The sequence below is a fragment of the Paracnuella aquatica genome (genome assembly GCF_003332885.2).
Lineage (GTDB): Bacteria > Bacteroidota > Bacteroidia > Chitinophagales > Chitinophagaceae > Flavisolibacter > Flavisolibacter aquaticus.
The window spans coordinates 49,424-74,664 of the sequence record NZ_QOWJ01000008.1; the positions used below are offsets into that span (position 1 = coordinate 49,424).

The following is a 25,241-nucleotide window of genomic DNA, read 5'->3' on the forward strand; positions in this document are numbered from 1 at the left end:
AATCAGTCGTAAGCCATTGCATTTACCTATATAAAAAAAACATGCAGTACGCCGAACTCCAGATCACATCCAACTTTACTTTTCTCCTTGGCGCATCGCACCCCGACGAGTTGGCGCTGCAGGCCGCAAGCCTGGGGCACACTGCTTTTGCTATTACCGACCGCAATACACTGGCAGGCATTGTGCGGGCCCATGCCGCTGCAAAAAAAGCAGGCATCCGGCTCATTCCCGGTTGCCGCCTCGATCTGCAGGATGGTCCTTCGCTGCTGGCTTACCCCATGCACCAGCAGGCTTATGCACGTTTGTGCACACTGCTTTCAACCGGCAACCTGCGTACCGAAAAAGGCGATTGCAAGCTGTATAAAAACGATGTGTATCACTATGCTGCGGGCATGCAATTGATGGTGGTGCCGCCGGAAAAACTGGATGAGGATTTCAGGTTTGATAGCGCATTTGAAAACGCATTGCAGGAATATAAAGAAGCGTTTGGAACTAATCTATCGCTTGCTGCCGCGAGGCGCTATAATGGCGATGACAGCAAACAATTGTATCAGCTGGCGCAATTGTCGGCACAACTGAACATCCCGTTGGCAGCCACCAACGATGTGCATTACCACATACCCGAACGCAGGCAGTTGCAGGATGTGCTGACCTGCATTCGCGAGGGGTGCACCATTTACAATGCCGGCTACAGGTTGCTGCCCAACGCCGAACGTTACCTCAAGCCGGCAGCAGAAATGGAGCGCCTGTTTCTGCACTACCCTGAAGCCATTGAACACTCCAATGCTATAGCGGCGGCCTGCACTTTTTCGCTGGACGAATTGCAATACGAATACCCCGAGGAAATAACAACGGAGGGCCGTAGCCCCATTGCGGAGCTCTCCCATTTAGCCCTGCAAGGTGCAAGAGAAATATTCGGCGATCCTATTCCTACAAAAACCGCAAACGCCATACAATACGAGCTGCATTTTATTGAGCAGGTAAATTACGCCGCGTATTTTTTAACGGTGTATGATATTGTGCGCTTTGCCCGCAGCCGCGGCATTCTTTGCCAGGGCCGCGGCTCGGCGGCCAACTCCACTATTTGTTTTTGCCTGGGCATCACATCGGTAAACCCCGAGCATTTTGACCTCTTGTTTGAACGTTTTGTTTCGATGGCCCGCAACGAGCCGCCAGATATTGACGTGGATTTTGAACACGAACGCCGCGAGGAAGTGATACAATACATTTATGAAAAATATGGCCGCGACCGTGCCGCAATTGTTGCTACCGTTACGCAGCAACATGGCAAAGGTGCCATCCGCGATGTGGGCAAAGCCATGGGCCTGTCGCTGGATGTAGTGGGCCGGCTTGCAGGCGCCATCCCGCATCATTACAGTAACGAAGGCCTCGATGAAGGAAGCATTCGCGAACTGGGGCTGGACCCGTCCGACAAGCACCTGCGCAAAGTGCTACAGCTAACGCAGCAGTTGATTGGTTTTCCACGCCAACTGGGGCAGCACACGGGCGGCTTTGTTATTACTAATGGAAAGCTCACCGAGCTGTGCCCGGTACTGAATGCACGCATGCCCGGCCGTACCTGTATTGAGTGGAACAAAGATGATATTGATGTTTTGGGATTTATGAAAATTGACGTGTTGGCACTGGGCATGCTTACCTGCATCCGCAAAGCATTTGACCTCACCAAACAGCATTACCACGAAGACCATACGCTGGCCAATATTCCGCAGGAAGACCCGGCCGTGTATGAAATGATCTGCCGGGCCGACACCATTGGTGTGTTCCAGATTGAAAGCCGTGCCCAGCAAACCATGCTGCCGCGACTCAAGCCCAAAGAGTTTTACGACCTGGTAATTGAAGTGGCCATTGTGCGGCCCGGTCCCATTCAGGGAAACATGGTGCACCCCTACCTGCGCCGCCGCAACAATGAAGAAGCGGTTACTTATCCTTCCAAAGAATTGGAAGCGATCCTGCACCGTACGCTGGGTGTGCCGCTGTTCCAGGAGCAGGCCATGAAGATCGCTATTGTGGCTGCAGGTTTTTCGCCGGCCGAAGCCGACGAACTGCGGCGCAGCATGGCCACGTTCAAGGCGCAGGGCGTTGTATCTAAGTTCAGGGAGAAACTGGTTGCGGGCATGGTCAAAAACGGGTATGCCGAAGATTATGCGCAGCAGGTTTTTAAACAACTGGAAGGTTTTGGATCGTACGGCTTCCCGGAAAGCCATGCAGCTTCATTTGCGTTGCTGGTGTATGTATCCAGTTGGCTCAAATGTCATTACCCCGATGTATTTGCCTGCGCATTGCTTAACAGCATGCCCATGGGTTTTTACCAGCCGGCACAAATTGTACAGGATGCCCGCAAGCACGGTGTGCCCATCCTGCCCATTGACATCAACCACTCCACCTGGGACAACCAACTGGAGCCAACAACAAACGGAACAAATTTTAAAACACTGCGCCTTGGTTTTCGCCAGGTAAAAGGCATGCGGGCCGAAGACATTGCCGTGTTGCTTGCCGGCAGAACACAACCTTATACCAGCATCAATAGCCTGCGCGATGCTGGTGTTTCGGATGCAGCACTGGAGCGCCTTGCCGATGCGGATGCTTTTCGTTCCATTGGCCTGGACCGGCGCCAGGCGCTGTGGGAAGTAAGCACCAAAGACCGGCCCCAAGCGCTTTTTGCGGGGCAAACGCCACCCGACGCTATTGGCGAGCAAACGGACTTGCCAACGATGCAGCCATCCGAGCATGTAGTGTATGATTATGCAACAACATCGCTTTCGCTAAAGGCGCACCCGGTTCATTTTTTAAGACAACAATTGTCGCAGCTGCACGTAACACCCGCAGCCGACCTGGCCGGTTTACAAAACGGGCAGCCAGTAAAAGTGGCCGGGCTGGTGCTGGTGCGGCAGCGGCCGGGCACCGCCAAAGGCATCTGGTTTATGACCACTGAAGATGAAACGGGCTTTGCAAACCTGGTTATTTTCCCAAACGTGGTGGAGCAATACCGAAAGGCCATTTTGCATGCACGGCTGATCATGGTGGAAGGCACGCTGCAAGTGGAAGGCATCGTGATTCATGTGCTGGTGCAGGCCTGTTATGATATGTCGGCTTTGCTGCGGCGCCTTGCGCCGGGCACCAACCAGGCGACAGCTGTGCAAACACTTTCCCGCGCCGATGAAAAATCACTGCTGTCGGACCAGCAACCAAAAGCAGTGCAGCAAAACCTGTTTGGCGATGCAAGGAATTTTAGGTAAAAAGCCGCATTGCTTTTACAGTTCTTTACTACATAAACCCGCTTGCAATTTGAAATACCACAGCAAAAGTAGCGGTGATTCGCATTTATGTGGCAATGTCAATCTTTCAGCCCCTACCTAAAGTATATAAAAACCTTGTGGCTGCTGCATTCATTCAGTGTAACGAAGATGATTGATAGGTTGCCAAACTTCCCCTCTGAGCAACGATAAAATTTCTGAGTCAGAAAAGAACTTGTCACGCATGATTATTAAAAATTTATCCTCGCTGTCTTGAAGTTCATGCGGAACATGGCAAATAAGTTTGTGGTCTTGTACACCAGTATGAAAAAGGAATATGGAAAAGCCATAATCAGTATAATAAGGTGCCTGTTGCATATCAAGCGTTAAGTTAAGCTGGTCGTTCACATAATAGTGATGTGTCGACCATAGAACGCCATTGTGTACCGATTCTTCAATATTTTTTAACTCATAACCCAGTTCTTTTAGTCGATCGCCGAATAGCTGTGGTGCCAACTTGTTGAAATGAGCAACTTTATCATGCTTTGGAGCAACCTTTATTTCACTTACAACTACATCAATTGGTTTGTCAGTTGTCTTAAACAGTAAGTTATATAGTCGTTTAATAAGCTTCATTTATCACTGTTGCGTATAATACCTTTTAGATTTATAAAGTATCCTTTTCATTGCGTCTGGCAACTAACCATCAATATACATAACAATACCTGCTGGCATTACATAACCCAGTGCCGCCAACAAAACAATTTGCAACGATCAACACCCATCAATCACAGCATCAAATCATCTTTACCAAACTCAAACTGCATATCAATCAATTTTCGGTACAACCCACCGGCTTTCATCAATTGCTCATGCGAGCCCTGCTCCAACACTGTTCCTTTATCGATCACCACAATTTGATCTGCTTTGCGGATGGTGGAAAGCCGGTGCGCAATGACAAATGAAGTGCGGCCTTTCATCAGGTTGTCTAATGCCTGCTGCACCAGTTGCTCGCTTTCGCTGTCCAGCGATGATGTGGCCTCGTCAAGGATCAAAATAGCCGGATCTTTCAAAATAGCACGGGCAATGGCAATGCGTTGGCGCTGTCCGCCACTCAATTTAATACCCCGCTCTCCTACCACGGTGTTGTATTGCTCTGGGAAAGCGGTGATGAATTCGTGTGCATTGGCACTTCGGGCCGCAGCTATAATTTCTTCATCGGTTGCTCCCGGTTTGCCGTAGGCGATATTTTCTCTAATAGTACCGCCAAAAAGAATGACCTCCTGCGGCACAAACGCCATTTGCTTGCGCAGCTGCGTCAACGGGATAGCAGTAATGGGCTTACCATCGAGGTACAGCGATCCGTTGTCCAACTCGTAAAACCGGAGCAACAGGGATGCCAGGGTGCTTTTGCCCGCACCGCTTGGACCTACCAATGCCACCTGTTCGCCGGGTGCTGCATGCAGCGAAATATCACGCAACACGGGCACATCTTTTCGCCCGGGATAGCTGAACGAAACATGCTCAAACTGCACCTCGCCCTTGATCCCGTATTCAGGCGTTACCTGCACCGATTGCAGCTCCACTGACTCGCCTTCGCCGCGCAGTATTTCGCGGATGCTTTGCGTGGCGCCCAGTGTTTTTTGCAGCTGCGAAAACATATCGGCAAAGCCGGCAAACGTACCGCCCACAAACATCGAAAAGATCACAAACATGGTGAGCGATCCCATAGTCAGTTCACCTGTTTGGATCAGCGTAGCGCCATACCACATTACCCCCGCAATAGCGCCAAACACGCTGAAGATCATAAATGACACAAAAGCGCCGCGGTACCGGGCATTGGTGATGGCCGTTTGCACCACCGCCGACAAGCTTTTTACATACCGGCTCGTTTCATAGTATTCACCGGTAAATGCTTTTACAATGGAAATTCCCTGGAAGGTTTCCTGCACAATGGTGCCGCTTTCCGCCAACTGATCCTGCGCCCTGCGGGCCATTTTGCGGATGCGCATGCCAAACACGACGGCCAGCACGGCAATGACGGGTACCACGGCCAGCATCAACAACGAAAGCCGGGCGCTGATCCAGAAAATAAACATCAGCCCAATGATGAGGGTAAAAATGCCGCGGAGGAATTCGGCCAGCGTAAACGAAATAGCATCCTGGATCTGCGACAGGTCGGACGAAAGGCGGTTGCTTAATTCGCCCACCCGTTTTTCGGCAAAAAAATGCATGGGCATACTCAGTAGTTTACTGTACACATCCTTGCGCATATCGGCCAGCGACCGCTCCCCAACATCGGTGAGTAGGTACACCCGCATAAACGAAAAAACTGCCTGCAGCGATAGCTGCACAAATATGAGCAGCAGGATGGTATTTAAATCAAGCCGCAGGTTTTTCAGTTCGGTGCCAAATGATGTATTGCCGAGGGCATTGCCGCCAGGAATGGCTGCCGTTCCCGGCGCCACGGCGTCGATCATTTTGCCCAGCAAAAAAGGAAACAAACTGGTAGAAAATGCCGACAGCGCAATGAATACAAGGCTCAGGATAAACTTGCCGCGGTAGGGCCTGAGGTAGGCAAACAGGTCCATTGCTTCGCGCAGCCGCTCCTTCGAAATTTTCACTTTCGGCCGATCCGGTTCGTTGTTGCCACCCCTGGTGCGCCTGCTGTTTGCCATAAATTCTGTAATTGGACGGCAAAGATCGGGTGCAGCGGCGGATTACCTGGATCGTGTTTCATTTAAAAAAGTGCGGCGGACATAACTATGTAATTCCAGCTTCCAGTTTATGGGTCAATTGTCTTTTGTTTAAACAAACAGCCCCATTTTAATCATTAAATCCACACCAGTACCGCACCACAACTTTATCTTTCTTTTGGAGGATTGCCGCTGCTACTGGCGTCAATATTGCTCAATAGATTGGCATGAACAAGATGCTTTTAGCCCTTGCCGCCTGTTTGGTGCTGACCGTTTCGTTGGGTGCACAACAGGGGAAAGGCGGACTCAATATTCAACTGAATAAGGCCATTTTTCAACCCGGCGATTCGCTCCTGCTCCTCGCCGATTACCGGGACAGCAGCGGCCAATTGGGCAACCCTACACTGGCCACGCTGGAACTGGTTATTGAAAACGAGCAGGGCATGCGTACCCGGCTGCGCTGGCCTATGATCGAAGGACAGGCCAGCGGCGCCCTGTACCTGTCCGACTCGTTGCCCCGCGGCAAATACACCCTGTTTGCAGGTTTGCAGCCCCGCTTTTTTGAAGTGGTGGGCAAAGTGCGAGATGGCCGGCACGGTGGCCAGATCCAGGCCATGCTCCTCACCAAAACCGGCGAATGGGCCGAGCAGGCAGTGCCCGTGGCGCAGGACGGCAGCTTTTCCATTGGCAACTGGTTGTTTGAAGAAAATGCATTGATGGCCTTTTCCGGAAGGGAAAACAATAAGCAACTGCTCGATATCCGCATCAGCACCCAGCTCGATTCGAGCTTTGTGCCGCTGGCAGTAGCAGGCCGCAGTTTTTATGTAGGCAACCCGCCGGCATCGGCACAGGCCAACCTGGGACAAACCCTTGAAGCGCCACAAAATCTTTTTGCCGACCAGGGCACCACGTTGCCCGCTGTAGTAGTGCGTGCCACTGCCAAAAGCAGGGCCGAGCAGTTTGATGAGGAATATGTGAGCGGCTTGTTCCGATCGGGCAACGAACGCATTGTGAGCATTATAGATGATCCCAGCGCTTTGGGCTTTTACAATATTTTTTCCTACCTGCAGGGCCGTGTGGCGGGCTTGCAGATAACACCGGCCGGATTCAATGGCGGCATGGCCCGTTGGCGCGGCGATCCGGTTAATTTTTTCCTGGATGAAGTAAGGACCTCGGCGCAGCAGATTGCCAACATTCCTATGAGCGATATCGCCATTGTAAAAGCCTACCCGCCGCCATTTATTGGCGCCCCGGGCGGTGGCGGTGCCATTGCCATTTACACACGCCGCGGCGGCGAACGTGATTTTCTTCCGCCCAACCGGCAGGTGTTCAAAGTAAGGGGCTACACGCCAGCCAGCACCACGCTGCGTATGGACAAATTGAGTATGTAACTGGCAAACATTTTTCTAGAAGCCTAGCGAACAGCACCTGCATTGGCATTAAATACCGCGGTATTCAACGATGAAGCGGGTGCTTTCAGTTTGTTGTACACATCGTCGTAGAATGTGATGCGTCCGTCTACATCAAACCAAACGGTGCTGTAAATAATATATACATTCATCGGCTGGCTGGCAGCTAAAACAATTGGCTGCTGCTGGTGCAGGCAGCCCGCATTTAAAACGGAATCGATTTGAAACCTGTGCTCTTTTGCCACCAGTGCGGCGAGTTCGGCAGCCCTTGCCACGCGAACACAACCATGGCTATAAAAACGACGGTAGGTGCTGAATAAAGTTTTGGCCGGCGTATCGTGCAGGTAAACCGAAAAAGGGTTAGCGAAATTCAACTTGACAAGGCCCAACGAGTTATCGCAGCCTGTTGACTGCCGGATGGTGTATGGAAAGTTGGCTGTGCTTAACGATTGCCAGTTGATGCTGTGCGGGTCTAGCAGCTTTCCCTGCCGGTTCAGTACCTGGAAATTGTTTTGTTCGAGGTAAGAAATGTTGCGTTTAATTTTTGGCAGCAACTCTTTTGTGGCAATGCTCTGCGGCACGGTCCAATAGGGATATAAAATTACTTCGGTGATGGTGCTGCTCAATGCTGGCGTTGGCGTATTGGGCTTGCCCGCAATAATTTTTGAATCAAAAACCGGCTTCCCATTTTGGTACAATTGCAAACTGGCTGATGGCAGGTTTACAACAATATGCGGATTGCGGTGTTGCATGCTCCCCATCCATCGCATATAGTTTAGTGCTACTTTGATCGCCTCAATCCGTTGCTGGATGGGAACGTTCATTGCCCGCAGCGTCGACGGCCCCAGCACGCCATCAGGCTGCAGCCCAAGCAACGCCTGTGCTACTTTTATTTTTGGAGCTAACGAACCCTCAAAATTTATTGCGCTGGCTGAGTCAAGTATTCGGAGCTGCATCAGTTTTTCCACCAAAGCTTTGTTGGAACCATCGCTGTTTTTTGCACTGATCGTTACTTCCGAAAAATCTGAGTGCCGTATTAGTGCGTTGAAGTAGCGCAACCATTGTTTCAAGCCAACATAAGCAACGTCCGCTGGTTCTGCAGCCGCTAAAAAATGGGTAAGATCGTCCTTAGCAATACTTGCAGACAGTAAGGCTACCATTGGTGTTCTATCCGGCTTATATTTTATGCCATCAAAATTGAAAGAAGGCAACTGACTTCCGTATCGAACATCACCATAAAAATGCAGCGCGGCATCTGTTAGCAACAACTCAGTGGTTGCGGAATCCAACATGTTTTTCATTGGGGCACCAGTTGCAAATGAAGCAGGTGGTTGCAGCCTGTAATTAGATGTTTCCAATCCCAGGTCGCCGGCAAGTTGCACATCCCGAAGCAATACCTGGCGGTGCTTTAAGCCGGCGTTGTTCATCCATGCAATTTTGTAATCGGTTTGCCCATAAAATTGCTGCACCAGTTGCGCATGTTGCATACCTGCGTTAGCAACAAACGACGAATCCTGTAACAAACCACGCAACAGCGCCGGACTCAATTGCGCTTTTGCCTGCAACACCAAAGTGTTGAACAAAAGCAAAGCAACATATTGAAACAATCGGTTCATTGCTAGATATTTATGGTAACTGTTGGAATGAACTGTCGGGTATTCGTTAACTAGAAAAACATTGCTTCACTTCCGCTATTCAAATTACCGTCGATGCAATTGGGTCATTCAAAAAATATTGATACGAATCATTATCATTTTTTACCCTGCCGTAAAACCGCCATCCACGGTCAGGGCATGGCCGGTAACAAATGAAGCCCCATCGGAACAAAGCCAGATCACCGCCTGTGCCACTTCATTAGGCTGCCCCATTCGACCAACTGGTTCCATTGCCACAAATTGCTTTTCCACTTCCTTGTCCTGCCCGGTAATCCGGTCAATCATTTCCGTGTGGATCACGCCTGGGCAAACAGCATTCACCCGGATCCCATCTTTTGCATTTTCGAGTGCCGCAGTTTTGGTGAGGCCGATCAGTGCATGCTTGCTGGCCACATAGGCAGGCAAACCTGCAAACCCGGTCAAACCGGCCACCGAAGCGCAGTTGACGATCACGCCACTTCCCGCTTTCCGCATGTGCAACAGTTCTTCCCTCATACACAACCAGGTTCCTTTGAGGTTAACCCCGATTGTTTTGTCCCAGTTTTCTTCGCTGCATTCGTGCACCGGCGCTGTGGCGCCTTCTATCCCGGCATTATTGAATGCAAAATCAATTTGACCAAATGATGCGATTGTTTGTTCTATCATTGCATGCACGGCTGCGGCGTTAGATACATCCGTTTGTATAAAAATAGCTGCTCCGCCAAGCTCCGTGATGCTGCGCATGGTTACTCCTTCAGGATCTTCAACCCAGTCGGCAACCACTACCCGTGCACCCCGCTGTGCAAATGCAATGGCAGTGGCACGACCAATACCAAAGCTGCCGCCGGTAACAATGGCTACTTTGTTCGCGAATATCTTTTCCATAAGAAAGGATTTGTTGAAATATAGTGCGCCAATTGAAATTTTTCCATGATGGCAAACAGCTACCACCATGACGCAGGATAGTTTTAACGCAAGTAGATAAGAACGCAACCAACGGCGCACCAAACCCGCAACCACAGCAGTTTATAGCAGAAGAACCAAGCGCAAAAAATTGCTACTAAACAGCCGAATAACAATGGCAAGAAACCGCAGCCTACATGATAATCTTTCTAATCGAATGCACCGCTGAAATCCCTGAGCTTTGTCAGTAAAAATGCAACAAAAAAGAGGCAAATTGTAGTGTACCAAAATTTACAGATATGAAGCGTATTCTTGTCCCCACCGATTTTTCGCCCTGTGCCGGCAAAGCGCTGGAATACGCAGCATGCCTTGCACAAAAAATGGGTGCTGAAATTATTTTGCTGCATGCCTGCGATCTGCTGGGCGAAGAACATCAATCGCGAAAGGCACTGATTGCGGATTATAATAAATCCATCCAGTCCAATGCCAGTGCGCAGCTAAAAGCTTTGAAGGCACAAACAACCGCGTCTACACAGGTACCAGTTGCCACTAGATTGTACGATGGCCCGGTTGTCGCATCTGTGTTGGATGCAACCGCCCAAAACAAGGTCGACCTGATTGTAATGGGTACGCTGGGCAGTTCTGCTTTGCACAATAAAATTTTTGGCTCACTCACTGCCGAACTACTGTCGGCGAGCCCTGTGCCGGTTATTGCGGTACCGCATGCATACGAATGGATGGAACCCAAACGGGTGTTGCTGGCGCTCAATAATCCGCAGGAAAAAACCGCTGTATTGCAGCCTGCATTCGACCTGGCAACATCATTTCACTCAGACGTGCATGCGGTAGTGTTCTCTGACTTTGATGAAGAGGGTGCAGCCGTTTTGGAAAAGGGCCGCGGTATGTCGAGGATCGTGGCGCAATTGCAGGAAGCCCATCCGCAAACACCGGTAACAACAGTACATATTGGCGGCAATGCATTTGAAGATGCGATCCAGGAATACATTAATGCACACAACATTAACCTGCTGGTGATGATCACACACAAACGAAACAAAATGCAACAACTGTTTCGGCAAAGCCTTACCCGCAAAATGAGCTACCACGCCGCGGTTCCGCTCATGGCCATTCACGCATCGGTGTAGGAGGCTGTTGGCGGGTTAATGTGCAGTCGCAAGTGTGTTAAAAAGTTCACGGGTTCACAGGTTCACGAGTTGGTTTAAAGAACTCGCAAACTTGTGAACCCGTGAACTTGTGAACTTGTCCCTACTGCTGCTTATACGGCCCGTACACCGCATCGCGAAAAGCTTTGTGCAAGCCGCCATAAAACGGCATCACCTGCACAAACAATACGGCGGTCAACTCATTTACCGGGTCAACCCAAAACAACGTACTGGCAGCGCCATCCCAGAAAAATTCACCTACTACGCCGTTGTTTTCCGCAGCAGATGCGGGCGGCCTGGTACGCACCGCAAAATCGATCCCAAAACCCACCTGCCCTTTCGATGGCAGCCACATGCGTTGCGAAACGGTGTCGGACAAATGGGAAGTAGCCATAAGCTGCACCGTTTGCGGTTTCAAAATGGTGGCGTTATTGAACTTGCCTTTGTTGAGCAACATACGGGCAAACTTCATATAATCATCCACTGTTGATATAAGCCCAAAGCCACCGGGCTTCAGCGCACGGTCTTTAATATTAAACTCGTTATCGCCCATCGAAATGGCCGATGCCTTGCCGGTTGCATCCCGTTGATACAAAGCTGCAAAGCGGTTTCGGTCGGCTGGCGCCAACACATATCCTGTGTTGTTCATGCCCAGCGGCTTAAAAATATTTGCAGCCAGGTATTGGTCAAATGGCTTTCCGGAAAGCTTTTCCACCAGGTAAGCCTGCACATCTACCGAAGCGCCATAACCCCACTGGTCGCCGGGATGAAATAAGAGCGGCAGGCTCGCCAGCCGTTTGGCCATTTCAGTCAGCGTATTATTTGGGTTAAACACATCCGCTTTTGCCACCAGCGGGTTGAGCACTGGGTGATCGATGCCGGGTGCAAAACCGGCCGTGTGGCGGGTAATATCGCGGATGGTGATCGGCCTTTTCGCAGGCTCCAGTATTATGTTGCCCGAAGCATCTGTGCCTTTGTACACCTGCATGTTGGCAAACTCCGGCGCATATTTTGAAAGTGGATCATCTAGTTGGAACAAGCCTTTTTCGTACAGTTGCATCAAGGCCACGCCGGTTATGGGCTTGGTCATGGAATAAATTCGGGTAATGGTGTTGCGATCCATCGGCCGCTTTGTTGCAGCATCGGCATATCCAAATGCATTGAAATAAACTTCCTTGCCTTTTTCATACACCAGGGCAGACACACCGGCAATCTGGCCCGAGTCGACAAATGATTTCAGCGCCGCATCGATGCGGGATTTTGCAGTGGCATCAACAACGGTTTTTTGCTGGCTTTGTGCAATTGCCGGCTGGGCAAATTCAGCGATCAACAACGGCAGTAATAATGCAATGGCAGGTTTCATTATGGTTTTATGATTTTTGCAATCGAAAGAAATCAAACATATGGCTGCAAATTTTTCTTTACAGCAGGCATTTATATCGCCATTGAATGTACAAAAATTAAAACGGTGTACCGCTGAAACTGCACTTTGGTCTAAGTCCTGTGAAATTGGAATAAAAAATCGACTGACTAAAACGAACCGCTGTAAAAAACTATGTTGTTGAAAAATATAGTGAGCGGCTTAGTTGATTTATCAAGACAAAAAGAACGATTGATATTTTAAAACATCGACCTACCTGGATGGCTACCGGGTGTTTTCCGGCACCAATAGCACGCTCCCATCACTTTTAATCTGCCACGCAATGATGGAATTTAGATGATAGCCACCCATGTTGTTTCCCCTGGCTTTTTTGAGCTGTGCCAGCGTTGGCTGCGTGTACCCGGTTTCATCCACAGCGCGGCTCATTATTTCAGTTGCCTTTCCATCCCATAGCCATAAATAACGGAAAGCAGTATGCGCTTTATCTAAAACCGGTCCACCCAGTTGTGCCGGCTGCCAAGTTTTACCGGCATCGGTGCTGATCTCCACCTTTGCAATTTTTCCGCGGCCACTCCAGGCAATGCCCCTGATCTCGATCCAGCCTTTTTGAACTACAGCCGGGTAGGTTGGAAAAGTAATGACCGAACGGGCATCCATCACAAAACTAAACTGCCGCACTTTATCGCCTACCTGTTCGGTGTATTTGGAGGTTTCCTCGCGGGTCATAAAAGGCTGGTCGGATACTTCAATGCGGCGGATCCATTTTACACTGGTATTGCCTTCCCAGCCGGGCAGCAGCAGGCGTGCCGGGTAGCCCTGCGCCGGACGCAGCGCTTCGCCGTTTTGTGCAAATGCAATCATGCCGTCTTCCAAGGCTTTATTTACCGGTATGCTTCGCGTCATTACGGCCGCATCGGAGCCTTCGGCCAAAAACCAAGTAGCTTTTGGATGGATGCCCACTTCGCGAAACAGCGTAGAAAGCAGCACACCCGTCCACTCGCTTTGGCTGGTAAGCCCGCAAATATCCTGCGGCGTCATTTTTTCTTTACCACTGCGAAAATTGCCCGAACACTCCAGGAAAAAAATGCGGGAAAGCGAGGGAAATCTTTTCAGATCGGCCAGGGTAAAAACTGTGGGCCGTTCCACCATGCCGTGAATCAGCAGCTCGTAGCGTTGCGGATCGATGGCCGGAATGCCGCCGTGGTGGCGTTCGAAATGCAGGTCGGATGGCGTAATGGTTCCGTACAGATCCTGCAGGGGCGTTCTGGAGGAGGTGTCAGTTGGTTTGCGCAGCGGTTGCTCATACGGCGACCGGCTACCCAGCTGGCTGGGCATCGGCCCAAGCACTTTGGTGGGGTCGTGCAGCAGCAAACGATTGCCACTTAAAGCGGTTTGCACCACCTGCCCCGACGACTGCTTCAGCAATACCGTTGCGGCTGTTGCCGCCATGCCACCCAGCAGCATGCGGCGGCTTATTTGTTTACCAGCGGGCTGGTTATTTAACTGCGACTTTATTTTCATAAAAAAAATGCTTAACGGATTTCGGCACCGCCGGTACGGTCGTCGGGAAAAAACAGGTCTTCGGCAGGCATTACCACTTTGGGCAGGTTAGCTGCATTCATTTCTATGTCGGCTGCAACCAAACCATTTGCATGCAACAGGTATGCGGTAAGGTGATACACTTCATCATTGCTCAGCGAGCCCGGCGCATTAAAGGGCATGGCCCGCCTGATATAATCGAACAGCGTGGTAGCATAGGGCCAGTAATTGCCAATGGCTTTTGCTCTTGAAGTATCGCTGCTCACCAGCCGGTTGTACGGGCCTTCTACACCGGTAGCGCCGTGGCAGCTGGCACATTTTGTCGCATAAATAGCGCGGCCTTCGGGCACCGTACCCGAGCCGGGCGGCAGGCCCTGCCCATCGGGGCGTACATCAATATCGACGGCTGCAATTTGAGCGGCAGTTGCGGGCCGGCCAAAGCCAAATCGGCTGGGCAGTTGTTTATTTGCCAGCGGCTGCGCATCATCCTTTTTTTGAGCGCAACCAACGGCGAGCAACACCAAAAGGCATAGCGGTAGCAGGCGGCCTGTTGCAAGCTGCTGCGGTAAATTTTTCCGTAAATACATGGCTTATTTATCCAAACAGCAAAAAGGCAATGATGAGGGTAACAATGATGTTGAAACCCTGCGCAATCAAAAATGCATACAGCGGTTTTTTGCTGTTCTGATTAAACAGGTCGGCAAAGTTGGTTTCAAGGCCAATGCTGGTAAATGCCAGCGCAAACCAAAGCCCCTGCAGGTTTTTCAAACTGTCTTTAACGGCAGCAGAAGTTTCTGGCGATACCGCAAATGAAAACAAGAGCGATGCGGCAATAAAGCCCAGTACAAACTTGGGAAAACGTTCCCAGATCACCTTCAAGGTTGGCTTGTTGGCTTCATCCTTTGCAGCAGCATGCTTGGTGTACGTCCAGTAAATGGAAATAGCAAATGCCGCCAACCCCAGCAACACGTTCTGCGAAAACTTTACGATGGTACTGATCTTTAAAGCCGTTTCGCCAACAAGCGTTCCCGATGCCACAACAGCGCCAGTGGTATCGATGCTGCCGCCCAGCCATGCGCCGGTTACTTCCTCCGGAAAGTTGAAGTAGTTGGCGATATAAGGCATAAAGATCATCATGGGGATGGCGGTGATCAGCACCATTGAAATAACGTAAGAAAGCTTTTTCGAATCGCCTTTGATGGCACCCGATGTGGCAATGGCTGCCGACACGCCGCAGATGGAAACCGCACTGGCAATCATCATCCGCAACTCATCGTCCACCTTCATTTTTTTACATAACCAAAAAGCAAAATACCAAACCGAAAGCACCACGGCCAGTGCCTGTATCAACCCTAAAGAACCGGCTTTAAGAATGTCGGAAAATATAACGCTGGTACCCAACAGCACCAGGCCAATTTTTACAAACAACTCGGTTGAAAGCGTGGACCGAAACCACTCGGGCAGCCGGAAAAAATTGCTGATCAGCAAGCCAATGGTCAAACTAAAAATTACGGCCTCGAGGTTAAGGCTTTTCATGGTGGCACTGCCCGCAATGATGAGGGCTACGATGGTAAGCAGGTACACTACCGGAAACACGATCACGGATCGCATAACCGGCTTACCCAATAAAAGCGAACCAAAGAGGGCTACGGCAAATACATACAAAAACTGCAACCCGATGATGCCCAGGTTGGCAGCGGTAAGCACTTTTGAAAAAAGCTCTTCTGAATTGCTCCAGCCAAATTTGGGTATCGGAAGTATAAAGCCAAATAGGGTAATACCAATGATTAAAAACCCGAGCACCACTACCACCCAGTCTTCGTGCAGGGCTGGTTTTTCGGAAGTAGTAAACGGAGCTTGTTCAGCCGGCGTTGGCTGCACTAAATGTTCGGTGGTTTGCATGCGAAGGGTGTAATTGTATGTTGAAAATATCTTTTAAAGCCTGCTTTGCGGCATGGTGGCCGCACATGCCGTGCACACCGCCACCCGGCGGCGTTGAGGAAGAGCAGATATAAATACCTTTTGCCGAGGTACGGTACGGCGAATAACGCAGCGCGGGGCGGGTAAACAACTGGCCCGCATCGATAATGCCGCCGTTGATATCGCCACCAATGTAGTTGGGGTTATGCGCTTCCATCTGTGCCGTGTTCATGGTATGCCGGCCAATGATGCGGTCGCGGAAGCCCGGTGCAAAACGTTCCACTTGTTGCTCGATGGCTTCGGTCATGTCTTTGGTGGAGCCATTGGGCACATGGCAATAAGCCCATGCTGTATGCTTGCCTTTTGGCGCCCTGGATGCATCAAACAAACTTTGCTGCGCCAGCAGCACAAACGGCTTTTCGGGATGGCCACCCCTTGCAGCCAGTTGTTCGCCTGCCGCAATTTCTTCAATGGTATTACCCAAATGTACCGTGCCTGCATTGCGGCAGCCTTCAGCGGTAAATGGAATGGCATCATCCAGCGCCCAATCTATTTTAAATACGCCCATACCGTACCGGTAGCGGTTCAATTGCCATTGGTAAATGGAAGAAAAACGATGACCTGCAATCTGCAACAACTGGCGGGGTGTAACGTCGAATAAAACTGCATGTGCACTGGGCAACGCTTGCAGGCTTTTTACAAAATGCCCGGTTTCTATTTTCCCGCCAAGCGATACAAAATAAGAAGCCAGCGCCCGGGCAATGGCATGAGAGCCGCCCAACGGAACCGGCCAGCCCTGCAAGTGCCCCACGCCCATCAACACCAGGCCAATGGCCGATGTGGTTAAATTGGAAAGGGGCTGAATGGAGTGTGCTGCCATGCCGGCCCACAAGCCCCTTGCTTCCCTTGTTTTAAAACGTTTGGAAAGCTGCAATGCAGATGTGATGGCTTTTAACCCAAACCTTGCCATGGCAATGGGGTGTTCGGGAAAATGCAAGGGCGCCAATACATCTCGGTCGATCAGCGGCCAGTGGGCCGTTACTTCATTCATCAGCCTGCGATAGGCGTCGGCATCGGCACCTAACAATTGCGCCGTGTCTTCCACGCTTCCATGCAGTATTGCCGCTGTGCCATCATCAAAGGGGTGTGCAGCCGCAACCTGTGGGTAGGTAAATTGCAGGCCATGCGCTGCCAGCGGAAGGGTTTTAAAAAACGGCGAGCCGGCAGCAAGGGGGTGAATGGCCGAGCAGGTATCGTGCAAAAAACCGGGCAGGGTCAGTTCCTGGGTGGAAAGCCCGCCGCCAATCTCCTTCTTGCCTTCGATCAAAAACACGGAAAGCCCAGCCTCTCGCAGCGTAATGGCTGCGGCTAACCCATTAGGCCCCGATCCCACTACTACTGCATCATACTCTGTTTTGGGTAAAGACATCAATTATTTTGCTTCACTAAAGTTATCGGTAAAAAAATCATGTAACTGCACGATGGCTTCCGGGTTTAATATTTACCGGCTACTAAAGTGCTTTCGGAAAGAGTATACTTTTTTGGTGCCCGATCCAGCACTACGTAAATAGAGTCACCGGTTTCGTTCGTGCCATTCAGCACTACCCTTGCACCGCCATGAATAGCTGTATAATTCAGCACCATTCGTGCCCTTGTAAATGTTTCTTTCGATTCTGCCGCAATGCCCCTGGTGCGCCGGGCAGAGCGTGCACGTTCATCGATTTTCGAATCTTCATCGCCAATTACCACCAGCGATGCGGCTGGTATCCAGGATGCCTTTGTCTCCGGCTTACTGTCAGGTTCTTTTCTTTGGTTGCCACTGCCTGCACCCTGACGACGCCTCCGGTTAGCCGCGGTATTTTTATCCTGCAAATACAGCACATTGGCAACCGTATCTGCATCATAATAAAATGCTCTCAGACCGCCGCCAGTACCGGTCAGCTCAAACGTACGGTTGATGTCGCGCATGGGCGAACCGCCACCATTAGACAGATCAAGCTGTACAGGCTTTGCCACCCTGAAGGAAAGGGTTGACCACTTTTCGAAATAGGCCTCCTGCCAGCGCACCGTATCGAACGGTGAGTAGGGTATAGCGTTACCGTTTAACCGAAATTCCGTTACGTTGTAAAAACCACGCAGTTCGGCAACACCCTTTGCAGCGGGCTGCTTGTACGGGTCGTACAAAAAATTTATATACTGCACATAAAACAGCACTACCAGAAAGATAAATATGGTTAAAGATTTCAGGCCAATGCGGGTTAGCTTTAACCACTTTCCAAAACGGGGATAATAGCTTTTAGGCACAGCCAGCCGCTCCTTAATAAAATAGTTATACAACACCGGGATATCCTGAATCATTAGAAAACCCGCCAGCAGCACAAAGTAAGAACTATATACATGCACGCCACCATCGTAGGCGAAGTTTACATATACGATATCACCTAAAGCACCGAAGAGTAACACGGCACCCAATAGTGTTGTTTTGCGGAAAAACATCATTACGCCGGCAGCCACTTCCACAATACCTGCAAACACCTGGTACCAGGGTACTATACCAATGGAAAGCCAGTATATTTTTTGTGCGGTAAGGTCGCCAAAGTCGGTATTGAGCAAACCGTCCGATGGGTAGGGCATTTGCACCGGAAGCAGTTTGGTAAAACCAAAACCAATGATGCCAATGCCGGCACGATACCGTACAATTACCCGCAGCCAGTAATAAAGACCGTTGTAAGAACGACGGTTGCGATCCAGCGCCGACCATACCATACCAAGGATCACAGAAATAAACAAGGTATTTATCCAGATGGCATAACCTAATAAGTTGTTGCCAAAAATGGTATTACCTAAAAAGGTAAACCCGGAATTAAAACGGGCAATATCATAAATATCGCGGTAATGCAGGCTGGTCCAATCGATACTGGCCAGGTTGCTGTACCAGCTGGCGCTATTGGGCAGCGACATTGCCACAAAAAACACGAAGGCAATACGCAGCAATACTTTTTGCCAACCCTTCCAGTCGCCTGTGGATTGCTGTTGGCGCGGCTGCTGTGTAAGCAGGCTGTCTGTGGAAAGAACCGGTTTATCCAGTACGGTTTGTGTTGCAATTGCGGTTGGCATAAACTAAAGTTTTTGAGTGCACAGGTTGTTGCAGGCTTACAGCTTTATGGGTTTGTTACGGCCTTTTTCGGCTTCAATAAGCAGGTACTTTTTGGGAATGCGGTTCAGCACCACATGCAGCGAATCGTTGCGTTCGCTTACGCCGTTCAATACAATCTGGTCTTTTGATGTACGGGTAAATTGAAACACCAGCTTTTCGCCGGCATAGTTGATGTTCTTATTTTGCAACAGCAATTTGTTTTGCTGCGTATCAATTGAATATTGGTAATAATGCCTGCCAGCAGATCCTGCCAGTTCATAAATGCGTTCTTCATCTTTTGCGGCAACTTGCTCTACCAATGCATGCTCCAATGATACAGGCCGGTTTGAGCGGATGCTGATGGTTGCCCATTCTTCAAAAACAACATCTTTCCAACGCACCGGGTCGGTTGCGGAGTGAGGCAGCACCTGGTTATTGATGCTAAATTCAGCCACATCGTAAATGCCTGCGGCACCCGCCAGGCCTGGTGTATTTGGAAACTGGTAGCGATCTTCCCTGGCGCCGCTATAAGTAGTAAATCCATACACCACTACAAAAAACAGTAGGAATGCAGCTTTTGCAGCATATCGACCAGTTTGTTGCCATGCGGCTGTAAATACGGGATTATAACGTTTAGGAACTACCGCTTTTTCTTCACCAAACAGCCGGTACAATCCAATGGCATCATACGCCAATATAAAAAGCGCCAGGCTAATCAGGTACAGGCTGTACACATGTTCGCCACCTTCGTATGCCAGGTTCGACATAAACACATTTCCGGTAAATATTGCAATGATGAATGCGCCGATGGTTGCCGTTTTGCGGTACAGCAAAAGCAGGCCTGCAACAATCTCCACTAGCCCAAGGAAAGATTGATATCCCGGCACAATTCCCAGGCTCATCGAAAATATTTTCCAGCTCGACAGATCGCCGTAGTGTGTATTTAAATTGCTGATGGAAGGGAAGGGCGCCTGCAACGGAAACAGCTTGATCATTCCATAGCCAATGATGCCAATAGCCAGGCGATAGCGTACCAATACCCGCAGCCAAAAATAGAGTTTGTTGTACTCCTTGCTGCGTTGGTCGGCTACCGTCCACACGGCTACACCAATCAATGCAACCAGTGCAGCTATGGCCCAGTTGTAAAAGCTGTCATCTGCAGTGAACAGTTTAGGCGAATAACGTGTCAGGTGAAATATATCGCCGTAGTGCAGCCCCAACCAGCCAAATGAAAACAGGTTTGCCAGATAACTCCAATCAAGCGGCAACACCTGGATCAGAAAATAAATGAAAAAGAACCGGAACAGGATTTTCTCGTATTCTTTCCAGGGCGTAAGATCAACGGGTGTACTCTGATTCATGCCTGTATGTTTATAAACGATAAAATAAATTTTGTAGTAGCAGGTTAAGTCAAAAAGAAAAGCGTGCACCTGAGTTTTGAGTTCTACCTTTTGACTTATTAGTATCCATCGTTTTGCACCAATGCTTTATCGATCAGGAGTTGCTCCGCCGGCAGTGGTAATACCAACCTGTTTGGATCGGTTACATGTAATACTGCGGCTGCACGGCCGGTACGCACCAGGTCGAACCAACGGTGTGGCTCAAACGCAAATTCAATACGGCGTTCGGCTTCAATAGCCAGCAATACCTCTTCCTGTGTGGCGGCAGTTGTATTTGCCAGCCCTGCTCGGTCACGCACTGCATTCAATTCGCTCAGTGCACCGCCGATCTTAGCACCGCCCTGCTGCGCCCTTGCCTCTGCACGAATTAGGTACAGTTCCGAAATGCGAATAATATAGCTGGGATCGGTGGCAGGATTACGATAGTACAGGTTACCATACCAGCGGTTCTGGTTGTCTTTTGCAACGAGTACATTACGGTTGCCGCCAATCAGCGGATCATTTACCAATGCCACAAAAGCATCGCTGGGAGCCCATTGCCGGGTGCCGCCCCGCTCCTGCGGCTGCCACTGGCCACGATGGCTGTTGGTTTCGGTGGTGCTGTAAAAAATTTCAAAAACCGACTCCTGCGTGCCCCTTGCATCATTGGCGAAAAAGGCGTTATATGGTTTCAACAACTTGTAATTGGTATCGTCAATTACTTTGGTTGCATACTCCTCTGCCTTTACCCAGTTCTTCTGATACAAGTAATAGCGTGATTTTAAGGCCCAAACCGTTTTCTGTGTGGCTCTGTGGCGATCGGTGGTAGGGGGCAAAAGCGCCTCCGCTTTATCCAAATCACTGATCACTTGATTATACGTTTCGGTTAGGGATGACCGTGGCACTCCGATATTATCCTTTTGGCTCAAACTGGGCTCGGTAATAAGCGGTACGCCACCCCAGGTGCGGGCCAGATCAAAGTAAGCCAATGCCCTGATAAAATAGGCTTCACCAACAATTCCATTTTGCAATGCTGTGGACAGTTTGCCTTCTTCCAATGCGCCAACACGTTTAATAACATTATTGGCGCGGTTGATGGTGCGGTAAATGGCAATCCATGCCGCATTGATGGTGGAGTTATCTGCATTTACCTTGTGGTTGATAAACTCCTGCACTTGCGATTGCGAGCCGGTCCATTGTATGTTATCGCCAGAGAGGTAGCCAATCGATTGAAAGCTGGTTCCATAATATCCGCCATCAGAAAGAGCGCTGTACACGCCGCGCAAAGCTGTTTCGGCCGAGGCTTTATCGAATATGGGCTGATCATCGGATATGGAAGCACGGGGCTCCACATCCAGATACTTTTCGCAGGACGTAAGCGCTACCAGCGTCAGTAACAATCCCAGATACTTTATAGTGTTCATGATAAATTGGTAATGTTTTGATTGAACAATTTGCTGCAGTATTTACAGCGTCAGGTTTACGCCAATTTGAATACCTCTTGGCTGCGGCGGTGTGCCCAGGTCGATGCCTTGTTCGTTTTGCCCGCTGCCTGCGCTTGATTCCGGATCAAGCCCTGTGTATTTTGTTAGTGTAAACAGGTTGGTACCCACCGCATAGAAGCGTATGGTTTGCAATCCGGCTTTTTGCGTAGCTTCTTTTGGAAGCGTGTAACCAACCGACAGCGAACGTAGGCGCAGGAATGAGCCATCTTCGAGCCAACGGCTGCCGCCATCGCGATAGTTGTTCACGTTGATACCATCGGTACGCGGCACATTGGTAATATCTCCCGGCTTCTGCCACCGATCGAAGTTACTGGCCAGTATTACACGGGCTGCATCACGGGCACCGCCCCCTTCACCAAAAAAGCGGTTGTGGTTGTAAATTTTATTGCCGTACTGAAAGGAAAGAAATACGCCTGCATCAAAGCCGCGGTAGTTGAAGTTGTTGGTAAGCCCGCCAAAGAACTTGGGCCAAATGCTGCCGTAGATTTGTCGATCGCCGGTAGTGATCTTGCCATCCCCATTTACATCGTCATATACTGCATTTCCGGTTTGCGGATCAACATACAATTGGCGGTACACCCAGAACGAATAAAGCGGTGAGCCCTGTTGTTGCAAAATCAGATCGCGGCTGCCATACTTCAACGGTGCGTCAAGTTTTTCAATCCGGTTTTTGTTTTGTGCAATATTGAAAGAAGTGTTCCATGTAAAATTTCGGTTACAGATGTTCGTTGTATTGATGACCAGTTCAAAGCCGCGGTTGCTGATCTCGGCGGCATTGCTCCAGTAGCTGTTAAAACCAGAGGTTGCCGGCTGCGAAACAAGGAGCAACCCGTCGCGGGTATATTTGTGGTATACGTTAAATTCAACATTCAACCGGTCGCGGAACAAGCCGAGGTCAACACCAACATTGGCCTGGGTTGTTTTTTCCCAGCGCAGGTCTTTGTTCGACAATTGTTGCGGCGCCGTGCCGGCACTTCCCTGGTAAGGCGTACCGCCCGACCACAGGCCCCGTGCAGCAAAATCGCCAATGCCATTCTGGTTGCCGGTAGTACCATAGCTGGCCCGCAGCTTAAGCGTTGAAATGGGTTCAATGCCTTTCAGAAATTGCTCCTGGTCTGCTTTCCATGCTATGCCAACCGCGGGGAAATAGCCCCATTTGTGATCCTTACCAAATCTGGAAGAAGCATCGGCCCGCACACTGAAATCAACCAGGTATTTCCCTGCAAAACCATAATCTACTTTTGAGAAAAATGAAGCCAGCGTACTCTTGGTCCAGGTTTGCGTGCCCGTTGTTATTGCAGCCGAAGAAATCAGTTTAAATGAATTGTTGGCAAAGCCCCTGCCCTCGGAAGCCGTACGGGTGTATACATCGCTTTGCAGCGTGTTGCCCACCAGTACACCCAAATTGTGTTTGCCACCATGTTTACGATAGGTAAGCGTTTGCTCGTTGAGCAATGAAGTGAACTGGCCAATAGAAGATGTAGCCAGTCCGTTAGGACTGCCCGCAATGAGAAAAGTATTCCAGTACTCCGATTCGTTGTAATTGTTGTAATCAGCGCCAAAAGAGGAACGGAATTTCAGGTTAGGCAAAATTTCGGCATCGAGGTACAGGTTGCCGATGTAACGCAGGCTTACCGACGATACATCGTAGTGTTGCAGCAACAGGTCTACGTTATCGAAACCGGCACGCCCAACCGGAATACCACCTTCGTTTAAGGGTGACAGATAAGTTGGTGTATGCAATGCGGCCTGCAGCAAACCGCCTGCCGGTCCGTCGCCAGCCCTTGCCTGGTTGCGGAAGGTGCGGGTAAAGGTATTGCTTACACCCACCTGCACTTTATCGTTTATTTTCTGATCGAGGTTTACCTTAAAGCTGGCCCGGTTAAAATCGATGGGCCGTAAAATGGCTTCTTGTTTATTAAAGCCTCCTCCGATATAGTAGCGTGTCGTTTTAGTACCGCCGGTTAAAGAAATATCATAGTTCTGCAATTGTGCAGTGCGAAAAACCTGGCCCAGGCGGTCGTAGGTTTGCTGCTCTTCGGGCAGTCCGCGGCCTCCTTCCGATACCGGCCTGAATGGCCTGTTGGCAAAGTTTCTGTTTAACGATGGGTTATCGGTGCCGGTATTCACCCACCATTCATTTACCAATGTTGCATGCTCGGGACCGGTGGTCAGATCCCACAGTTTGGCTGCCTTTGCCCATCCATGCGATGCATTGAAATTAATAGTAGGCCGTTGGTTAAAACTGCCTCTTTTTGTAGTAATCAGGATCACGCCATTGGCGCCTCTTGAACCGTATAATGCCGTGGCTTCCGCATCTTTCAACACTTCAATGCTTTCAATATCGGCAGGGTTGATATCAGAGATGGGCGAAGTGGCCTTACCACCGGTACCAATGGTTTGCAAGGTATTGTTATTGATAAAAACGCCATCAACAACATACAATGGATCGTTGTCGGCATTGATAGAAGTAGCACCCCGCACCCTGATGTTTACGGCTTCGCCAGGTACTCCGGTATTGCTTGAGATTTGTACACCGGGCACTTTTCCCTGCAGCTGCGCATCAAAACTGCCTGCAGGAATGTTGCGGGTTTCGGCAGGGTTTACTTTTGTTACCGAGCCTATAAGGTTGCGTCGTTGCTGCGTGCCATAACCTACCACTACCACATCGCTAAGCTGGTTTATGGCAGGTTTTAATTGTATGATAAATAGCGCGTCGGAAACCTGTGTGGTATCGGTCACATCAAAGCCTACATAGCTAACACTATAAGTAACGGGCAAGCGCTGACCGGTTAAAAAATTAAACTCGCCTTTATTATTGGTCACCACTTCATGGGTAGTGCCTTTAATGTGCACGGTAGCACCCGCCAATGGCTGCGCCGTTTGTGATTCTACCACCTTTCCCCTGATGGCTATATTGTGTTGATTGGATTGCGCTAGTAGTGTATGCTGGGCTAACAGAAAGGCAGCGGTGCACAAGATCGTTTGCACAAGCCTGGCCCTTTTTGGTAGCAAGGTAAATTGAAACATTGTGGCTGGTTTATATAAATGCGACAGAAATATTTCGATAAGAGCATTAGCTCTTAGTCAATAAGCGACCTGTTGGTTTGCTGAACAACAGCCAGGAGCCAACGCCAAAGCCAATCGCCGACTTTTAGCGCATAGATTTCCCGGCCTGTTGTTCAGCAAACAACAAGCGATATGGGGCAATAGCAAGGGCTATTGCAGACAAACAAAAACAGTTTGAAAATGCCTGCTTAGCAACAGCAGCAGGCGCTGCGCATGACCATTTTGGAATAGGAAGAGATCGCCATTACAGACC

16 protein-coding genes are annotated in these 25,241 nt (G+C 49.8%); 3 read left to right on the plus strand and 13 right to left on the minus strand.

The genetic code is table 11. The features are described from left to right. Positions 1-41 precede the first annotated feature (41 nt). Entirely contained in the window at positions 42-3,257 is a 3,216-nt protein-coding gene (locus tag DRJ53_RS12595) for an error-prone DNA polymerase (RefSeq protein WP_114236001.1), read from the plus strand. Between the two features lie 150 nt (positions 3,258-3,407). On the opposite strand, the gene DRJ53_RS12600 is transcribed toward DRJ53_RS12595, so the two are convergent. Both DRJ53_RS12600 and DRJ53_RS12605 read right to left on the minus strand, forming a co-directional pair. Continuing rightward, the gene (locus tag DRJ53_RS12600; protein WP_114236002.1) at positions 3,408-3,890 is read right to left on the minus strand and encodes a hypothetical protein; all 483 of its coding nucleotides are present in this window, start codon (positions 3,888-3,890) and stop codon (positions 3,408-3,410) included. A 152-nt stretch (positions 3,891-4,042) separates the two neighbouring features. Then, positions 4,043-5,932 (minus strand): ABC transporter ATP-binding protein, encoded by a 1,890-nt coding sequence (locus DRJ53_RS12605; RefSeq protein ID WP_114236003.1) that lies wholly within the window; start codon positions 5,930-5,932, stop codon positions 4,043-4,045. 245 nt (positions 5,933-6,177) lie between these two features. On the opposite strand from DRJ53_RS12605, the gene DRJ53_RS12610 reads away from it, so the two are divergent. Further along, positions 6,178-7,341, plus strand: a complete 1,164-nt coding sequence (locus DRJ53_RS12610) for a hypothetical protein (protein ID WP_114236004.1) — start codon at positions 6,178-6,180, stop codon at positions 7,339-7,341. Positions 7,342-7,364: 23 nt separating this feature from the next. Here the strand turns inward: DRJ53_RS12610 and DRJ53_RS12615 are convergent, their stop codons facing one another. Both DRJ53_RS12615 and DRJ53_RS12620 read right to left on the minus strand, forming a co-directional pair. Further along, positions 7,365-8,975: a L,D-transpeptidase family protein gene (locus DRJ53_RS12615; RefSeq protein ID WP_114236005.1), complete on the minus strand. Its 1,611-nt coding sequence runs from the start codon at positions 8,973-8,975 to the stop codon at positions 7,365-7,367. Positions 8,976-9,116: 141 nt separating this feature from the next. Further along, complete coding sequence (locus tag DRJ53_RS12620; RefSeq protein ID WP_114236006.1) at positions 9,117-9,878, minus strand: SDR family oxidoreductase; 762 nt, start codon at positions 9,876-9,878, stop codon at positions 9,117-9,119. A gap of 317 nt (positions 9,879-10,195) precedes the next feature. Here DRJ53_RS12620 and DRJ53_RS12625 point away from each other — a divergent pair, with 317 nt between their 5' ends. Continuing rightward, the gene (locus tag DRJ53_RS12625) at positions 10,196-11,041 is read left to right on the plus strand and encodes a universal stress protein (RefSeq protein WP_114236007.1); all 846 of its coding nucleotides are present in this window, start codon (positions 10,196-10,198) and stop codon (positions 11,039-11,041) included. Between the two features lie 121 nt (positions 11,042-11,162). Here DRJ53_RS12625 and DRJ53_RS12630 read toward each other — a convergent pair whose 3' ends face one another. The 9 genes from DRJ53_RS12630 to DRJ53_RS12670 form a co-directional block, all read right to left on the minus strand. Then, on the minus strand, positions 11,163-12,422 hold the full coding sequence (locus DRJ53_RS12630; RefSeq protein ID WP_114236008.1) for a serine hydrolase domain-containing protein: 1,260 nt from the start codon (positions 12,420-12,422) through the stop codon (positions 11,163-11,165). 282 nt (positions 12,423-12,704) lie between these two features. Further along, complete coding sequence (gene soxC / locus DRJ53_RS12635; RefSeq protein ID WP_114236009.1) at positions 12,705-13,961, minus strand: sulfite dehydrogenase; 1,257 nt, start codon at positions 13,959-13,961, stop codon at positions 12,705-12,707. An 11-nt stretch (positions 13,962-13,972) separates the two neighbouring features. Further along, entirely contained in the window at positions 13,973-14,566 is a 594-nt protein-coding gene (locus tag DRJ53_RS12640) for a c-type cytochrome (protein ID WP_114236010.1), read from the minus strand. A gap of 7 nt (positions 14,567-14,573) precedes the next feature. Beyond that, positions 14,574-15,881 carry a YeiH family protein gene (locus tag DRJ53_RS12645; protein ID WP_114236011.1) on the minus strand — a complete coding sequence of 436 codons (1,308 nt, stop codon included), beginning with the start codon at positions 15,879-15,881 and terminating at the stop codon, positions 14,574-14,576. After that, entirely contained in the window at positions 15,841-17,328 is a 1,488-nt protein-coding gene (locus tag DRJ53_RS12650) for a phytoene desaturase family protein (protein ID WP_114236012.1), read from the minus strand. Before DRJ53_RS12650 ends, DRJ53_RS12645 begins: the two co-directional genes overlap by 41 nt. 65 nt (positions 17,329-17,393) lie before the next feature. Then, entirely contained in the window at positions 17,394-19,016 is a 1,623-nt protein-coding gene (locus DRJ53_RS12655) for a hypothetical protein (protein WP_206609778.1), read from the minus strand. 36 nt (positions 19,017-19,052) lie between these two features. Continuing rightward, positions 19,053-20,396, minus strand: coding sequence for a DoxX family protein (locus DRJ53_RS12660; protein ID WP_114236013.1), 1,344 nt, complete (start codon positions 20,394-20,396; stop codon positions 19,053-19,055). Between the two features lie 98 nt (positions 20,397-20,494). Then, positions 20,495-21,838: a RagB/SusD family nutrient uptake outer membrane protein gene (locus DRJ53_RS12665; RefSeq protein WP_114236014.1), complete on the minus strand. Its 1,344-nt coding sequence runs from the start codon at positions 21,836-21,838 to the stop codon at positions 20,495-20,497. A 42-nt stretch (positions 21,839-21,880) separates the two neighbouring features. Next, positions 21,881-24,949: a SusC/RagA family TonB-linked outer membrane protein gene (locus DRJ53_RS12670; RefSeq protein ID WP_114236015.1), complete on the minus strand. Its 3,069-nt coding sequence runs from the start codon at positions 24,947-24,949 to the stop codon at positions 21,881-21,883. Positions 24,950-25,241 lie beyond the last annotated feature (292 nt).

Coding starts and splice junctions, on each gene's coding strand:
- DRJ53_RS12660 (WP_114236013.1), bottom strand. CDS start 20,396: ATGAATCAGAGTACACCCGTTGATCTTACGCCCTGGAAAGAATACGAG.
- DRJ53_RS12645 (WP_114236011.1), bottom strand. CDS start 15,881: ATGCAAACCACCGAACATTTAGTGCAGCCAACGCCGGCTGAACAAGCT.
- DRJ53_RS12640 (WP_114236010.1), bottom strand. CDS start 14,566: ATGTATTTACGGAAAAATTTACCGCAGCAGCTTGCAACAGGCCGCCTG.
- DRJ53_RS12655 (WP_206609778.1), bottom strand. CDS start 19,016: ATGCCAACCGCAATTGCAACACAAACCGTACTGGATAAACCGGTTCTT.
- DRJ53_RS12600 (WP_114236002.1), bottom strand. CDS start 3,890: ATGAAGCTTATTAAACGACTATATAACTTACTGTTTAAGACAACTGAC.
- DRJ53_RS12650 (WP_114236012.1), bottom strand. CDS start 17,328: ATGTCTTTACCCAAAACAGAGTATGATGCAGTAGTAGTGGGATCGGGG.
- DRJ53_RS12605 (WP_114236003.1), bottom strand. CDS start 5,932: ATGGCAAACAGCAGGCGCACCAGGGGTGGCAACAACGAACCGGATCGG.
- DRJ53_RS12625 (WP_114236007.1), top strand. CDS start 10,196: ATGAAGCGTATTCTTGTCCCCACCGATTTTTCGCCCTGTGCCGGCAAA.
- DRJ53_RS12610 (WP_114236004.1), top strand. CDS start 6,178: ATGAACAAGATGCTTTTAGCCCTTGCCGCCTGTTTGGTGCTGACCGTT.
- DRJ53_RS12630 (WP_114236008.1), bottom strand. CDS start 12,422: ATGAAACCTGCCATTGCATTATTACTGCCGTTGTTGATCGCTGAATTT.
- DRJ53_RS12615 (WP_114236005.1), bottom strand. CDS start 8,975: ATGAACCGATTGTTTCAATATGTTGCTTTGCTTTTGTTCAACACTTTG.
- DRJ53_RS12595 (WP_114236001.1), top strand. CDS start 42: ATGCAGTACGCCGAACTCCAGATCACATCCAACTTTACTTTTCTCCTT.
- DRJ53_RS12670 (WP_114236015.1), bottom strand. CDS start 24,949: ATGTTTCAATTTACCTTGCTACCAAAAAGGGCCAGGCTTGTGCAAACG.
- DRJ53_RS12620 (WP_114236006.1), bottom strand. CDS start 9,878: ATGGAAAAGATATTCGCGAACAAAGTAGCCATTGTTACCGGCGGCAGC.
- DRJ53_RS12665 (WP_114236014.1), bottom strand. CDS start 21,838: ATGAACACTATAAAGTATCTGGGATTGTTACTGACGCTGGTAGCGCTT.
- soxC (WP_114236009.1), bottom strand. CDS start 13,961: ATGAAAATAAAGTCGCAGTTAAATAACCAGCCCGCTGGTAAACAAATA.